This is a genomic window from Variovorax sp. GW823-FHT04B03, from assembly GCF_058796495.1.
In genome coordinates this window covers 443,128-457,760 of sequence record NZ_JBXAIT010000004.1, presented here as the reverse complement: position 1 = coordinate 457,760, position 14,633 = coordinate 443,128, and the positions used below count along the sequence as shown (strand labels likewise).

Here is a 14,633-nt window from a genome sequence, read left to right as displayed (position 1 = left end):
CCTTCTGCCGGTGCCGCCCTATTTCATTTCGCTGGTGTCAGAGCTTGTAGCTGAGCTTCAGCCAGGCGTTGCGCGGGTTGCCCTGCGTGTAGCCGTTGTAGGCGCCCAGGCCGTTGTAGTAGCGCTTGTCGCCCAGGTTCTCGATGTGCAGCGAGGCGCTCAGGCGGTTGTTGATGTCGTAGCGCGCCATCAGGCCGAACAGCGTCAGGCCGCCTTGCGAGGCGCGGCCGAGTTCGTTGAACTCGTCGTAGTAGATGCCGCTCTGGTAGCTCACGCTGCCGCCGACGGTGAGCTTGCTCCACTCACCCGGCAGGCGGTAGCTGGTGGCCACGCGGAACAGGCGGCGCGGGTACTGCGGGTTCAGCAGCACGCCGTCGGCGTCGCGCTTGGCGTGGTAGGTGTAGCCCGCGAGCATCTGCAGGCCCGGCAGCACTTCGCCGGCGGCGGTGAGCTCGAAGCCCTTGCTCTTGGCGCCCTGCACCGCGCGGTACGGAATGCCGCCGTCGGGCAGCAGCGAGCCGGCGCCGGTGTCGATCACGGCCAGGTTGGTCTCGCGCGTCTTGAAGATCGCGGCGCTGGTGTTGAGCTTGCCGCCGAAGTGCTCGCCCTTCAGGCCCAGCTCGATGTTCTTGCCGCGCTGCGGTGCGATGAGCGAGTTGTTGCGGTCGCGCACCGTGTTGGGCTGGAAGATGTCGGTGTAGCTGCCGTACAGCGAGAGTTCCTTGCTCACGTCGAACACCACGCCCAGGTAGGGCGTGACCACGCCGTTCTCGCGCATCGAACTCACGCCGGTGCGCCGCCAGGTGGTCCAGTCGAGCGTGGACGCGTCGGACTTGTACCAGGTGCCGCGCGCGCCGACGATGAGCGACAGCGGCTCGGCCAGCTTCAGGCGGGTCGAGGCGTAGATGGCTTTCTCGGTGGTGTTCAGCGGCGCCGTGTACAGCGGGTACGAGAAGGAGGTCGGCTCGGGGAAGCTCTGCAGCTGGTAGAAGTTCAGCGGCCGGCGGTCGATCATGCGCGGCACGGCGCCGCGCGTGTAGACCGTGGCGTCGTAGGTGTTGTAGCTCATGCCCACCACGGCCTCGTGCGTCTGGCCGAAAGCCTCGAACGGGCCCTTCAGGTGCACGTCGAGGGCCTTGTTGGCACCTTCGGCGGGGTTCTCGCGGATGTCGATGGTGGAGGCGCCGGTGCGCGCGTTGATCGCGCGGTAGATGCTCAGGTCGCCCGAGGCGCGCTCGCGCTTGCTCTTGAGGTAGCTGGCGTCCACCTTGAGCTGCCAGCCCGCGCCCAGGCGCTGGTCGAGGTTGGCGAACAGCTTGTCGGAGTACATGTCCCAGTAGCTCCACGGCGCGCTGGAGTTGAACGAGCGCGGCAGGTTGGTGCGCTGGCCGTTGCTGAAGAACAGCGGGCTCTGGCCGTAGTTGGCGCCGTCGATGGCGGTCTTCTGGTGCTCGAAGCCCACCGACAGGCGCGAGCCCGCCGCGAGGTCGACTTCGAGAATGCCGTACAGCGCGTCCTCGCTGCGCTTCTTGTTCTCGATGAAGCTCTTGCCGTCGGTGCGCGAGGCCATGAAGCGGCCGCGCACGGTGCCGTCGGCGTTGAGGGGGCCGCCCACGTCGATCTCCGCGTTGTAGCGGCTCCAGCTGCCGATGCCGCCCGAGATGTGGCCGGCGAATTCGGAGGTCGGGCGCTTGCGCACGAGGTTGATGGCGCCGCCAGGCGAGCCCACGCCGTTGAGCAGGCCAGCCGCGCCGCGGATCACTTCGACGCGGTCGTAGAAGGCGGTGCTGATCATGCTCGACTCGCCGGCCACGCTGTTGAAGCCCAGCGTGGGCACGCCGTCGATCATGGTGCTCAGGGCGAAGCCGCGCGAGGAGAAGGTCACGCGCTCGTCGTTGCGGTCGGCCACGATGCCGGGCGTCTGGCGCAGCACGTCTTCGAGGGTGACGAGGTTCTGGTCGTCGATTTGCTGGCGGCCGATGACGCTGACCGACTGCGGCGTCTCGCGCAGCGACAGGTCCATGCGCGTGGCACCGGCGGCGGCGCGCGTGGTGTACGAGCCCGTGCCTTCGGTGGTGCCGTCGGTGGTGGCCTGCGCGGCCACGGTCACGGCCGGCAGCGTGGATGCGCCGGCCGTGCTCTGGCGCTGGATGGTGACGCGCGTGGGGCCGTTGCGCACCGCCACGAGGCCGCTGCTGGCCAGCAGGCGGTCGAGCGCCTGCTGGAAGCTCAGGCGGCCCGACACCGCCGGTGCGGCCAGGCCCGAGACCACGTCACCGGCGGCGAGCACCTGGACGCCGGTCTGGCGCGACAGCTCGTTGAGCGCGGCGCCCAGCGGCTGGGCGGGCACGTTGATGTCGCGCGCTGGCGCGGCGGCCTGGTCGGCGCCCTGGGCGGCGGCAAGGCCGCTCCAGCTGGCAAGGGCGGTTCCGAAGGCGGCGGCAAGCGCGGCGCTCAGGAGTCGGTGGCGAGGCGAGAAACGCATGGGTGAAGGCTCCAGACAAATAAATCGGTGCGGCATGAAAACGGGGGCGCGCCGCAGCCGTCGATCGGATGCGGGGTGCTTCTGGATGTAAGACGTTTGAACTCGAAAAAGAGAGACAGGCCTGTGACAAGGCATCGGCCGCCGCGTCGATGCGGGCCGAAAACGAGCGGGAAAAGGGAGCGGCGCGCCGGCGGGCGCACCCGGGTCAGCGCGCCTGCAGGCGCACGCTGCCGTCGGGCCGGGCCACCGCCACCAGCGGCAGGATGGCCGGCAGCGCGTCGAGCAGGCCGGCCGAGTCGTTGGTGCGAAAGCGCCCCGAGAGCCGCATCGCGTCGATGCGGGCGTCGGCGCCGACGATGGGCGCGCTGCGGTAGCTGTTGACCGCGGCCAGCGCGTCGCCCAGCGGCGTGTTGTCGAACACCAGCCAGCCGTCGCGCCAGGCCGAGAGGGCGGCGGTGTCGGCCTGGCGCACCGGGTCGGCGTGGCCGTCGCGCACCTCGAGCATGTCGCCGGCGCGCAGGTCGACCACTTCGCCGCTGCGTTCGGTGCCGGCCTGGCGCAGCACCTGCACGCGCACATGGCCGTGCTCGACGCCCACGGTGATCGGGCCGCCGCGGTCGCGCACGGTGAAGGCGGTGCCGACGACTTCGATGATCGCCTCGCGCGTGCGCACCACGAAGGGCCGCTCGGCGTCGGGCGCCACGTCGAAGCGGACCTCGCCGCGTGCCATGTCGATCATGCGGCGGCGGCGGTAGAGCGTGACGTCGACGGCGCTCTGGGGCGCCAGGTCGAGGCGGCTGCCGGCCGAGGCATCGGCGGCATCGGCCAGCGTGACCTTGAGCATCCGCGCGTTCGGTGTGCGGTACGTCGCCTGGAACACGGGCTGCTGCCAGTACCACTGCACGCCGCGCCCCGCGACCACGCCGGCGCCGAGCAGCCCGGCGACCGACAGCAGCATCTTGCGGCGCGAGGGGTTGCGTGGGGCCGGTGCGGGCACGGGTTCGTCGAAGTGCGCGCGCAGATCGTCGGCCATGCCGCCCAGCGCGTTCCAGCGCTCGCGCGCCTCGCGCACGGCGGCGGCGTGTTCGGGCGAGCGGGTGCGCCACTGGTCGAGCGCGAGCCGGGCGCTGTTGGCGGCCGGGCTCGGCGGCGCGATCTCGTCCTCGACGATGAGCGCGAGCGCGCGTTCGATCAGCCGTTCACGCGGAACGACCGCTGTGGCCGCACGGCTCATGAAAAGTCTTCGGCCAGTGCGGTGTCGAAACCGGCGTGGCTGTTCACCGCCTGCGGCTCGATCAGTTCATGGCGCAGCTCGGCGAACACGCGCGAGCAGTCGATGGTGGCGCGCAGCAGGTGCTTGGCGACCGCCATCTCGGTGATGCCCAGGCGCTGCGCGATCTCGGCGCGCGAATGGCCGTAGGCGCGGAACAGCAGGAACACCTCGCGCCGGCGCGGCGGCAGCTGTTCCATGGTTTCCACCACGCGGCGCAGCACGCGGTGCTGGGCCACGACGTATTCGGACGAGGGAGCCGTAAGGTGCGTGCCCACGACGGCATGCGAGACGGCCCACTCCTGCGCGACCTTGCGGTGGCGCGCTTCGTCGATGCACAGGTTGCGCGCCACGCGGAACAGCAGGGCGCGCGGCGACTCGATGGCGGCGCCGTCACGCAGGCCGAGGGTGTGCGTGTACACGCGCTCGAAGCTGGACTGCGCGATGTCGGCCGCATGGTGCGGATCGCGCAGGTCGCGCGTGAGCTGCCGGCGCAAGTCCGCGTAGTGAGACACAAGTTCCTGGACGAGGTCGCGCATCCGGTCGCCTTCTCGCAAGCATCGACAAAGGACCCCTGGGCCGATGGCTGGTGCGCGCCGGTGAAGAGGAGGCGAGGGCGCTGGCTTCGGTGACCCCGGGGATGGGGTGAATAAGAACTATTCTTATTGAGTGTAGCACCGAAGCCTTGCGTTTCCGTGGCTAGACCACGGGCGCAGCGTGGGCGGGGCGCTCCGCGGCGGGGGCCTGCGGCGCCTGCGCGGTGTGCCGCGGCGTGGCGTTCAGCAGCGCCTGGCCGATCTCGTCGGAGCGGATGGCGGTGACCGACAGCAGCGTGTCGCTCAGGCCATGGCTGGTCTCGCAGGCGCCCTGCAGGAAGATGCCCGGGCGCAGCGCCGGCGTGCCCTGCACGCGGTAGTCGCGGTCGACCGAAAAATCGCCCAGGTAGGGCGCCAGCGGCGCCAGCAGCGTGCGGTGCGCGTCGCGCGCGTAGCCGGTGGCGAGCACCACGGCGTCGTAGGCCTTGTCGTGGCGCGCGCCGGTGTTCAGGTCGTGCAGCGACAGGTGGATGCCGTCCTGCGCGGCCCGCACGGCCGACACCTCGTGCCGCCGCAGGAAGCTGTGGCGCGTCGAGCCGGCCACGCGCTGGCGGTAGAACACGTTGAAGATCTGCTGGATCAGCTCCAGGTCGGGCGCGGCGTAGTTGGTGTGCCAGAACTCCTCGAGCAGCTCGGCGCGCTCGTTCACCGAGCGGTTGAACACGAAGTCGGTGAAGTCGGTGTTGAAGATCTCGTTCACGAACGGGCTGTCGTCCGAGGGCTTGATGGAGCGCGCCCGCATGATCAGGTCGACCTGCGGCTTGGCCGGGTGCGACTGCAGGTCCATGAAGATCTCGGCCGCGCTCTGGCCCGCGCCCACGATGGCGATGCGGTCGGCGCCGGGATGGCGGGCAATGGCCTCCAGGTAGGTGCTCGAATGGAACACGCGGCCGTCGTCGCGCAGGGGCTGGAAGCGCGCCGGGATGTTCGCCACGCCGCCTACGCTCACCACCAGGTTGCGCGCCAGGCGCTCCCGCACCGCGCCGTTGGCGTCGCGCGAGCGCACGCGCAGCAGCGAGACCTCGTTGCCCTTCATCTCGGGCACCACCTCGAACACGGCCTCGCCGTAGGCGCAGCGGTCCTCGAACTGCGCCGCGGCCCAGCCCAGGTAGTCGTTGAACTCGTGGCGGCTCGGGAAGAAGGTCTTGAGGTTGATGAAGTCCTGCAGGCGCTGCTTTTCGTGCAGGTAGTTCAGGAAGGTGAAGCGGCTCGACGGATTGCGCAGCGTGGCCAGGTCCTTCAGGAACGAGATCTGCATGTGCGCGTTGTCCAGCAGCATGTTGCGGTGCCAGACGAAGCCCGGCTGCTTCTCGATGAACAGCGCATCGACGAAGTGGCCCTTCTGGCGCTTCTCGTCGAGCGCGATGGCCAGTGCGATGTTGGACGGGCCGAAGCCGACGCCGATCAGGTCATGGATTTGCATGGATGTCCTCCAGGGATGGCTCGTGTCGACGAGCCGGGGCCGGCGAAGCGGCGGTGGGGTCGGCGCGCGGAATCCACAGCGCCTCGCCGAAGAAACGCTCGCGCCACAGCACGCCCAGCAGGGCGCGCTTGTGCGGAAAGTCGAACTCCTTCACATGGGCGTAGCCGCAGCGGCCCAGGCTCCGGATCATTTTTTCGTTGTCGGCGCGCGGCTCGATCACCAGGCGCTGCGTGCGCGGGTCGTCCAGGAACAGGTAGTGCGACACCGACGGCATCCAGGCGGTGAGAAAGGGCTTGCCGCGAAAGCGCGCCTCGCCCACCAGCGCATGCCAGCCGCGGTCGTGGTCGGCCGCGTCGTAGAACGGTGCGATGCGGTCTTCCCTGGCCCAGTAGGCCTCGAAGTAGCCGAAGGCCTCGCCATCGAAGCGGCCGACGAGGCCGGTCACGCGCGGGTCGGCCGCGATGCCTTCCAGGTACTGGCGGTGGCGCGCGAGGTCGCCTTCCTCTTCCCAGAAATGGGCGACCACGGGATCGTTCATCCAGCGATGGAAAGCAGGCAGGTCGCGTTCGATGTCGACCGTGTCGAGCGTGAGCGTCTTACCCAGCCACGGGATGTGGCGGCGGTACACCGTGCCCTGCGGCTTGGCGGGGCGCAGCGGATGGCGCTTGCCCTGCGTGACGACGAAGCGCTGCGCGAAGGGCTCGCGCGGCTGCGGCAGCCAGGCGCGCGGCCATTGCCAGAAGGCTTCGCGCGCGACCGTGGGCAGCGCGCCCTCGGCCGGCGTGACGATGCCCGCGTCCACGAGTCGCGTGCCGCTCGGCAATGGCGATTGCAGCGCCAAGTGGCGCGCGGCCGGGTGGCGCTGGAAGGCCGCCTCGATCGCCGCCAGCAGGTGCGCTTCGTCAGGCTCGCCCGCGCACGCGCCCAGCCATTCGAGGCGCGGCGTGCCGGGCTGCGCGCGCAGGGCCCAGGTGCTGCCGTGGCGGTCGCCGTCGTGCGGCGTCACCTTGAGCACGGTGCCTTCCAGCCGGACGTCCAGCACCCGGCCTTCGGGATGCGCGTGAAAGCGCCATGCAGTGTCGTGGGCGGTCAAAAGCAAAACCTCCGGGGTGTGGTCGATGTGTGGGATGCAGAAGGAAGACGCGGGCTGCGGCCGGATGTTTAGTCGGCGGTGCTTGCGCAGCGCTCCCGCTCGAACTCGGGCGAGAGTGGGCACGCGCCGCAGTAGCCCAGCCGCGGCACGAGGTAGTAGAGGCAGCACTGGCGGTGCAGCGCGACCGGCGGCGCGCTGCGATCGGCCACGCGCACGCCGCGGCGCGCGGGCATGCACATCGGGTTGTCGCGCGCCTGGCCGCACGGTTGCGGCCAGGTCGGGCGGTGCAGCAGGTGGTCGAGGTCGGCGGCCACGGCGGGCGCCTGGCCGCTCATGCGCAGGCCTTCTTCCAGCACCGGCTCGAGGTAGCGCGCGGCGTTGCCCCACAGGATCTTGGGCGCCAGCCGCGTGAGCTGCGTCAGCAGCGCGAACAGGGGCGCGAGGTGCGTCCACAGCAGCACGTCGTAGCGCGCCGCCGTGTCGGTGTCGGGGCGCGGCGTGCCCAGGTCGGTGATGTGGAAGCACTCCGGGTCGCCGTCTGCATCATCGAGGCTGACCCAGACCTGCTCGGGCGTGACCGGAAAGCCGTGCTGCAGCAGGCTCGCCGCGGCGGCCACGGGCGGCAGCAGCGCGTGAAGGTAGTTCATGCTCCAGGCGGACGCGACCGCGCGCAGGTCGCGCTCCGGCATGTTCAGCATGCGCGCCTTCAGGCGCAGCAGCGCCAGCAGGCGCGGCGGGTCGGCCAGCAGATCGGCCACGCGCACGGCGTCGGGCGGCGGGCGCGGGGCGCAGGCCAGCGTTTCGCCGTAGGGCGCCCACTCGCCCTGGAAGATCGGCGCGAGCAGCGGGATCACGGGGCGGGGCCGAAGGTGGCGTGAAGAAGAAGGCGCACAGGCATGCAGCAGAAGACGCGCCGGCGGGCCGGAAATTTAGTCCGCGCAGGCCCCGCGCCTAAACAGCCTGCCCCACGGAGCGTCTACTCACTCATCGACAGCAGTGCAGGCGTGCGAATCCCCATGAGCTTCCCGAGACACCGTCCCTCCGATCCGGCCTTCAGCATGGCCTGGCGGCTCTTTCGCGAGCTGCACGACGCACCGTCGCCCGAGCGCGCCGAGCAGCTCGTGGCCTGGCTCGGCCAGGACCCGAGCCACGTGCGCGCGCTCGACGAGGCCCTGACGCTGTGGGCGCTGGCCGGCGCCTCGGTGGTGGAGGCTGCGCGCGAGGCGGGGGCGCAGCCGCTGCTGCAATAGGCGCTGCGCCTTCCTGCTAAACAAGCAGGCCCGCCGAACGTCATTGCAGGGAGCCCGTCTCCCTTTGCAACGAACCGTCCGCCGCATGAACCTCACACCCGCCAGCGCCCCCGCGTCCGAACTCGTCCGGCTGTTGCGGCCCTACTTCCCGTGGATCGCGCTGTCGACCGTGACCGGCATCGGCGCGGGCATCGCGACCGTCGCGCTGCTGGCGACCATCAACCAGGTGCTGCATCGCCCCGGCGGCCTGGCCGGCGGGCTGCTGCTGACCTTCATCGGCCTGTGCGTGGTGGCGCTGGTCGGGCGCGCCACCTCCGACATGTCGAACAACGTGGTCGGCCAGCGGCTCGTGGCGCAAGTGCGCAAGAGCCTGGCGCTGAAGATCCTCGCGGCGCCGATCGATGCGCTCGAGCGTTACCGCATGCACCGCCTGATGCCCGTGCTCACGCAGGACGTCGACATGATCAGCGACGTGGCCTTCATGATGGCCTCGACCATGATCGCGCTGGCCGTTTCCCTTGGTTGCCTGGGTTACCTGGCGTGGCTTTCGCCGCCGCTGTTCGGCCTGTTGCTGGGGGCGCTGCTCGTGGGCATCACCGTGCAGAGCCTGGCGCATGCGCGCGGCATCTCGGGCTTCTTCAAGGCGCGCGAGCAGGAAGAGGCGCTGCACAAGGCCTACCGCGGTATCAGCGAAGGCGCGAAGGAGCTGCGCATGCACCGCGCGCGCCGCGCCAAGGTGTACGAGCAGCAGGTGGCGCACACGGTCGAGCGCATCCACGACATCAACCGCCGCGCCATCAACATCTTCGTGCTGGCCTCGTCCTTCGGCTCGGCGCTGTTCTTTCTGCTGATTGCACTCATCCTCGGCTGGGCCGCATTCCGCGACACCGCGCCGGTCGTGCTCAGCGGCTTCGTGCTGGTGCTGCTGTTTTTGAAGGGGCCGCTCGACCAGGTGGTGGCGGCGCTGCCGCACCTGGGGCGCGCGAAGGTGGCCTTCGAGCGCATCGGTGACCTGTCGGCCCGCTTCGCCACGCCCGAGCCGCACCTGGACCTGCACGCGCCGCCCGCCACGCCGGTGCTGCACGACGCCATCGAGCTGCGCGGCGCGCGCTATGCGTTCCCGGCGGTGGAGGGCGCGGAGCCCTTCGTGCTCGGCCCGGTGGATCTGCGCATCGGCCGCCGCGAGATCGTCTTCGTCGTCGGCGACAACGGCTCGGGCAAGACCACGCTCATCAAGCTGCTGCTGGGCCTCTACGCGCCGGTGGCGGGCGAGCTGCTGCTCGACGGCAAGGCCGTGACGCCCGAGACGCGCGACGACTACCGCCAGCTCTTCACCACCGTGTTCTCGGACTTCTATCTGTTCGAAGACCTCGTGGCCGGCGAAGAGGGCGGCCACCAGGCGCTGCCCGAAACCGCCTTGCCCTACCTGCAACGGCTGGAGATCGCGCACAAGGTGTTGGTGAAAGACGGCGCCTTCAGCACCACCGACCTCTCGACCGGCCAGCGCAAGCGGCTGGCGCTGGTGCATGCCTACCTCGAAGGCCGGCCGGTGCTGGTGTTCGACGAATGGGCCGCCGACCAGGACCCGGCCTTTCGCCATCTGTTCTACACCGAGCTGCTGCCCGAGCTGCGCGCCAAGGGGCACTCGCTGGTGGTCATCTCGCACGACGACCGCTACTTTCATGTGGCCGACCGCATCGTCCACATGAAGGCCGGGCGCATCGCGCAGGCCACCGAGGCGCCGGCGCCGAGCCTCGCGGCTTGACCCGTTCGCGAAGCGGGTGCTAGTGTGGGGTTCGCTTCGACCGAACCTCCACAACAGAAAGAACAGGCTTCCTCATGCACCTTCGCTCCACCCCGCGTTCATGGACGCGCGCCGCCTGCCAAAGCGCCGTGCTGGCCAGCGCCTTGCTCGCCGCCAACGCCTTGGCCCAGAAGCCGCACCAGGGCGTGCTCGACGCCGCCACGCAGCAAAAGGACGAAACGCTGCAGCTGCTGGAGCGCATGGTCAACATCGACTCCGGCTCGACCAACACCGAAGGGCTGGCCAAGGTGCGCGAGATGGTCGCGGACGAACTGCGCAAGCTCGACGCGCGCATCGAGAGCTTTCCCGCCGAGCCGCACCCGGGCACCAACCTGGTCGCGACGCTGACCGGCCAGGGCAAGAAGAAGATCCTCATCCTGGCCCACATCGACACCGTGTTCAAGGACGGCACGGCCGCGGGCAAGCCCTTCTACATCAAGGACGGCCGCGCCTACGGCCCCGGCGTGATGGACAACAAGGGCGGTGTCGTGGCCGGCCTGCAGGCGCTGAAGATCCTGCAGAAGATCGGTTTCAAGGACTACGGCCAGATCACCTTCCTGATCGACACCAACGAAGAGACGGGCTCGGTCGGCACCAGCGCGCTCATCGAGCGCGTGGCCAAGCAGCACGACGTGGCGCTGAACCTCGAGCCGGGCCGCCCGGCGGACGGCCTCGTGGTCGAGCGCAAGGGCTCGGCCACGGCGCTCATCGAGGTGAAGGGGCTCGCGTCGCATGCGGGCGTCGCGCCCGAGGCGGGCCGCAACGCGGCCATGGAAGTCGCGCACCAGGTGCTGCAGTTGTCGAAGGTGGCCGATGCGGCCAAGAAGACCACGGTCAACTTCACGGTGCTCACGGCCCACGGACCGACCAACGTGATTCCCGCGTCGGCCAGCGCCAAGGGCGACGTGCGCGCCGCCACGCCCGAGGAGCTCGACCGCGTCGAGAAAGATTTGACGCGCATCGCGCAGAACAAGCTCATCCCCGAGACCGAGGTGCGCGTGCGCCTCGTGCGCGGCCTGCCGCCGATGCCGCGCTCGCCCGCATCGGACAAGCTGGTGCGCATGGCCGAGGGCATCTACGGCGAGATCGGCAAGAAGCTCACCATCGAGAGCAGCGGCGGTGCCGCCGACGCGAGCCTCGTGGCCGGTGTCGGCGTGCCGGTGCTCGATGGCTTCGGCATCGTGGGTGGCGGTATCCACACGCCGGAGGAATACGCCGAGGTCGAGAGCGTGGTGCCGCGGCTTTATCTGCTGTCGCGGATGCTCATGGACCTGAGCGCGAACTAGGGGCTGTTGTCGGGGCCTCAGCCCCGCTTCGGAATGCCCAGGCCCTTCACCACGGCCGGCCGCGCCACGAAGGCCTCGAGCACGCGCGCCACGTTCTTGAACTCGCTGAAGCCCACGAGGTCGCCGGCCTCATAGAAGCCGATCAGGTTGCGCACCCAAGGGAAGGTGGCGATGTCGGCGATGGTGTACGTGTCACCCATGATCCAGGTGCGGTCGGCAAGGTGCTTGTCGAGTACGCCGAGCAGGCGCTTCGATTCGGCCACGTAGCGGTCGCGCGGGCGCTTGTCTTCGTAGTCTTTGCCGGCGAACTTGTTGAAGAAACCGAGCTGGCCGAACATCGGGCCGATGCCGCCCATCTGGAACATCACCCACTGGATGGTCTCGTAGCGGGCCGCCGCATCCTTCGGGATGAACTGGCCGGTCTTTTCTGCGATGTACAGCAGGATGGCGCCCGATTCGAACAGCGCCAGCGGCTGGCCGCCCGGGCCGTTGGGGTCGAGGATGGCGGGGATCTTGTTGTTCGGGTTGAGCGACAAAAACTCCGGCGACATCTGGTCCTGGGTCTCGAAGCTCACGAGGTGCGGCTCGTAGGGCAGGCCGGTCTCCTCCAGCAGGATCGACACCTTCACGCCGTTGGGCGTGGGCAGTGAGTACAGCTGCAGGCGCTCGGGGTGCTGCGCGGGCCATTTCTTCGTGATGGGGAAGTGCGAGAGATCGGTCATGGGGAAAGTCCTTGGAATAGGGGCGACAACGGCGAGCGCCGGATTCTGCACGGGTCAGGGGGGCGGTGTGCGCGCATGGCCTTGCAGGCGCGGCAGCACCTCGCGGCCGAGCTCGTCGACCACGTCCTGCGCGGGTCGCCGGCTGCTGCGCGCGAGGTTCAGCAGCACGTGGGCGACGCCGGCGTCTTCCATGCGGTCGAGGTAGTCGACGAGCGCGTGGCGTCCGGCGCGCAGGCCGAGTTCGATGGGCTCGGCGGGTGCGTCGGCATCGTCCAGGAGGTCGAGCTGCAACGACTGGATGAAGGGCTTGGCCTCGCCGCCCGCGCGCTCGCGCAGCGCGGTCTGCCACAGGCCGATGCGGCCCTGCTGGCGTGCCTCGTCGCGGTGGTAGGTGGCCCAGCCGTCGGCGTGGGCGGCGGTCCATTGCAGCGACTGGCGCGCCGAGCCCACCACCAGCATGCCGATGCGCGCGGCGGGCGCCGCCATGAGGTCGTGGCCGCCGGTGGCTTCGTGCAGCGCGGCACGCTCGTGCGCATCGGGCGAGAGCGCCGAGCGCACGAGGTTCCAGCGCTCGCGGAAGACGTCGCCGCGCAGCGCGATGTCCTGCTGGAAGATGGCGAACTCGGCCTCGCGGTCGCCCGAGCCCAGGCCGAGGATGAAGCGGTCGTTCGACAGGCGGTTGAGCGAGAGCGCGGCCTTGGCCACGTGCAGCGGATGGCGCAGCGGCAGCACGGCGGCGGCGGTGCCGAGCGCGATGCGCTGCGTGGCGGCGGCCAGCGCGGTGAGCCAGAGGAAGGGCTCGTCGAGCACCGCGGTCTCTTCGCCCTGCGGCACCATCACGGGCACGTCGCGCGTCCACAGCGCGGCAAAGCCGAGCGTGTCGGCCAGCCGGGTCAGATGCAGTTCGATCGCGGGGTCGGCCATCGCGCCGTGCGGGCGCGCCAGCGGCGTCATCAGGCCCAGGGTGAGGCGCCCGGCGAGCAGCGTCTGCCGGTAGGCGGTGTTGAACGGCGCCATGGCGGCGTCAGGCGCGCCGCTTGCGGGAGGCCGGCGCGGCGGGGGCGGCGAACAGCCGCTCGATCGATTGCCGCACGTCGGCCTGCATGTCGGCGATGGCCTTGGTGTCGCCCGAGAGGTGCTTGAGCAGCGCCTGCAGGAACAGCCCGTCGAAGAGGGCGTAGCAGGCCGAGGGCGGCAGGCCCGGCGCCTGGCCGGAGAGTTCGGCGAAGCGGCTCATGATGCGCCAGATCATGTCTTCGAGGCTCTTGTCGATCTGTACCACGTCGTCGTGGAAGGCCGCTTCGAACAGCGCCTGCGAACGCAGGTCGTACCAGAGCCGGTGCACGTGGCCTTCGCCCAGCAGCGTGTCGCCCAGGCTCTGCAGGAAGCCTTCCATGAGCTCGTCGTACGTCGTGGCGGTGTCGACTGCGTGGTCGTAGCGCGTGACGCAGCGCGCCTTGTACTGCTTGACGCTACAGACGATGAGGTCGACCTTGTCGCTGAAGTAGTAGTGCAGCACGCCATGCGAGAACTCGGAGTTCTGCGCGATCTCGCGCAGGCTGGTGCGCGCGTAGCCGAGCGTGGCCAGCGTGGTGAGGGCGGCTTCGCCGAGCTCGGCGCGGCGCTGCTCGAACTTGTCGGCCGGTGCCTTCTGCACCCGTCCGGCGTGCTTCTTTACCCGTGAATGAGTGGTCATTTCTAGCCAGGCCGCAGAGTGCCGGCCGCTGTGTTTCCTGGTGATTGCAAACCATAGCACGCGGCGTGGGAAATCCCTCGTACGTGCATTCCAGGGGCATTTTACGAAATTTGGGCAGTCGTCAAAAAAATTCTTGACACTCGTCAAGTCGATTCCTAGCATGGCCGCTCCATCTCATACACATATCCACAGGAGACAAGTGATGGCCAAGTTCGACTTGACGGGGCGCAAGGCCCTGGTGACAGGGGGTGCGCGCGGCATCGGCGCGGGCATCGCACAGGCACTGGCGCAGGCGGGTGCGTCGGTGATGATCGGCGACGTGCTCGCCGACCTGGGCAAGGAGACCGCGCAGCGGCTCTCCGCAGAGGGAGCGAAGGTGGGCTTCGTCCCGCTCGACGTCACGAAGGACGGCGATTGGGCGGCTGCCACCGAAGCCACGGTGAAGGCACTCGGCGGCTTCGACATCCTGGTCAACAACGCCGGCATCGAGATCACCTCGCTGGTGGTCGACGTCGACGGCGACGACCTGCGCCGCATGCTCGACGTGAACGTGGCCGGCACGCTGCTGGGCATGAAGCACGCCTTTCGCGCCATGCGCCCCGGCGGCAGCGCGGGCGGCGGCGGGGCGGTGGTCAACATCGCCTCGGTCGCGGCCACCATCGCCTTTCCCGCCATCGCTGGCTACTCGGCGACCAAGTCGGCGGTCGACCGCGCCACGCGCGTGGCGGCCATGGAGTCCGGCAAGCTGGGCTACGGCGTGCGCGTCAACTGCATCTACCCCGGCCTCGTGCCCACCGACATGGGCATGAAGCTCGCCAACGACATCGTGACCGCGGGGCTCGCGCCCAGCGTCGAGGCCGCCGTGGGCGACGTCATCGGCCAGACGCCGCTGGGCCGCCTCGGCGAGATCGGCGACATGGCCGACGTGGTGGTCTTCCTCTGCTCCGACGCCGCCCGGTTCATCACCGGCGCGGGCCTCGCGGTGGACGGCGGCATGGGCATGTGAGC

The 14,633-nt window shown here is 69.6% G+C and carries 13 protein-coding genes; 4 read left to right on the top strand and 9 right to left on the bottom strand.

Annotated elements, in window-relative coordinates; genetic code table 11:
- Positions 1-37: 37 nt before the first annotated feature.
- The 6 genes from AC1RAD_RS19500 to fhuF form a co-directional block, all read right to left on the bottom strand.
- Positions 38-2,485, bottom strand: a complete 2,448-nt coding sequence (locus AC1RAD_RS19500) for a TonB-dependent siderophore receptor (RefSeq protein WP_492736698.1) — start codon at positions 2,483-2,485, stop codon at positions 38-40.
- 205 nt (positions 2,486-2,690) lie between these two features.
- Complete coding sequence (locus AC1RAD_RS19495) at positions 2,691-3,719, bottom strand: FecR family protein (RefSeq protein ID WP_492736696.1); 1,029 nt, start codon at positions 3,717-3,719, stop codon at positions 2,691-2,693.
- Positions 3,716-4,294 (bottom strand): RNA polymerase sigma factor, encoded by a 579-nt coding sequence (locus tag AC1RAD_RS19490; protein ID WP_070062439.1) that lies wholly within the window; start codon positions 4,292-4,294, stop codon positions 3,716-3,718. Before AC1RAD_RS19490 ends, AC1RAD_RS19495 begins: the two co-directional genes overlap by 4 nt.
- A 160-nt stretch (positions 4,295-4,454) precedes the next feature.
- Positions 4,455-5,774 carry a lysine N(6)-hydroxylase/L-ornithine N(5)-oxygenase family protein gene (locus AC1RAD_RS19485; RefSeq protein WP_070062440.1) on the bottom strand — a complete coding sequence of 440 codons (1,320 nt, stop codon included), beginning with the start codon at positions 5,772-5,774 and terminating at the stop codon, positions 4,455-4,457.
- Positions 5,761-6,867 carry a GNAT family N-acetyltransferase gene (locus AC1RAD_RS19480; RefSeq protein ID WP_492736695.1) on the bottom strand — a complete coding sequence of 369 codons (1,107 nt, stop codon included), beginning with the start codon at positions 6,865-6,867 and terminating at the stop codon, positions 5,761-5,763. The genes AC1RAD_RS19485 and AC1RAD_RS19480 overlap by 14 nt, the downstream gene beginning before the upstream one ends.
- A 68-nt stretch (positions 6,868-6,935) precedes the next feature.
- Entirely contained in the window at positions 6,936-7,721 is a 786-nt protein-coding gene (gene fhuF, locus AC1RAD_RS19475; RefSeq protein WP_492736693.1) for a siderophore-iron reductase FhuF, read from the bottom strand.
- Positions 7,722-7,883: 162 nt separating this feature from the next.
- Between fhuF and AC1RAD_RS19470 the strand changes: the two genes are divergently transcribed.
- From AC1RAD_RS19470 to AC1RAD_RS19460, 3 genes are all read left to right on the top strand, one after another.
- Positions 7,884-8,117: a hypothetical protein gene (locus AC1RAD_RS19470; RefSeq protein WP_070062443.1), complete on the top strand. Its 234-nt coding sequence runs from the start codon at positions 7,884-7,886 to the stop codon at positions 8,115-8,117.
- A gap of 85 nt (positions 8,118-8,202) precedes the next feature.
- Positions 8,203-9,882, top strand: a complete 1,680-nt coding sequence (locus AC1RAD_RS19465; RefSeq protein ID WP_492736691.1) for a cyclic peptide export ABC transporter — start codon at positions 8,203-8,205, stop codon at positions 9,880-9,882.
- 74 nt (positions 9,883-9,956) lie between these two features.
- The gene (locus AC1RAD_RS19460) at positions 9,957-11,207 is read left to right on the top strand and encodes a glutamate carboxypeptidase (RefSeq protein WP_492736689.1); all 1,251 of its coding nucleotides are present in this window, start codon (positions 9,957-9,959) and stop codon (positions 11,205-11,207) included.
- Between the two features lie 17 nt (positions 11,208-11,224).
- Here the strand turns inward: AC1RAD_RS19460 and AC1RAD_RS19455 are convergent, their stop codons facing one another.
- From AC1RAD_RS19455 to AC1RAD_RS19445, 3 genes are read right to left on the bottom strand one after another with little or no spacing between them, the layout of a single operon-like run.
- The gene (locus AC1RAD_RS19455; RefSeq protein WP_492736687.1) at positions 11,225-11,929 is read right to left on the bottom strand and encodes a glutathione S-transferase N-terminal domain-containing protein; all 705 of its coding nucleotides are present in this window, start codon (positions 11,927-11,929) and stop codon (positions 11,225-11,227) included.
- Positions 11,930-11,983: 54 nt separating this feature from the next.
- Positions 11,984-12,946 carry a TIGR03571 family LLM class oxidoreductase gene (locus tag AC1RAD_RS19450; protein ID WP_492736685.1) on the bottom strand — a complete coding sequence of 321 codons (963 nt, stop codon included), beginning with the start codon at positions 12,944-12,946 and terminating at the stop codon, positions 11,984-11,986.
- A 7-nt stretch (positions 12,947-12,953) separates the two neighbouring features.
- Positions 12,954-13,625, bottom strand: a complete 672-nt coding sequence (locus tag AC1RAD_RS19445) for a TetR/AcrR family transcriptional regulator (RefSeq protein ID WP_159270826.1) — start codon at positions 13,623-13,625, stop codon at positions 12,954-12,956.
- Positions 13,626-13,827: 202 nt separating this feature from the next.
- On the opposite strand from AC1RAD_RS19445, the gene AC1RAD_RS19440 reads away from it, so the two are divergent.
- Positions 13,828-14,631, top strand: coding sequence for an SDR family NAD(P)-dependent oxidoreductase (locus AC1RAD_RS19440; protein ID WP_492736683.1), 804 nt, complete (start codon positions 13,828-13,830; stop codon positions 14,629-14,631).
- Positions 14,632-14,633 lie beyond the last annotated feature (2 nt).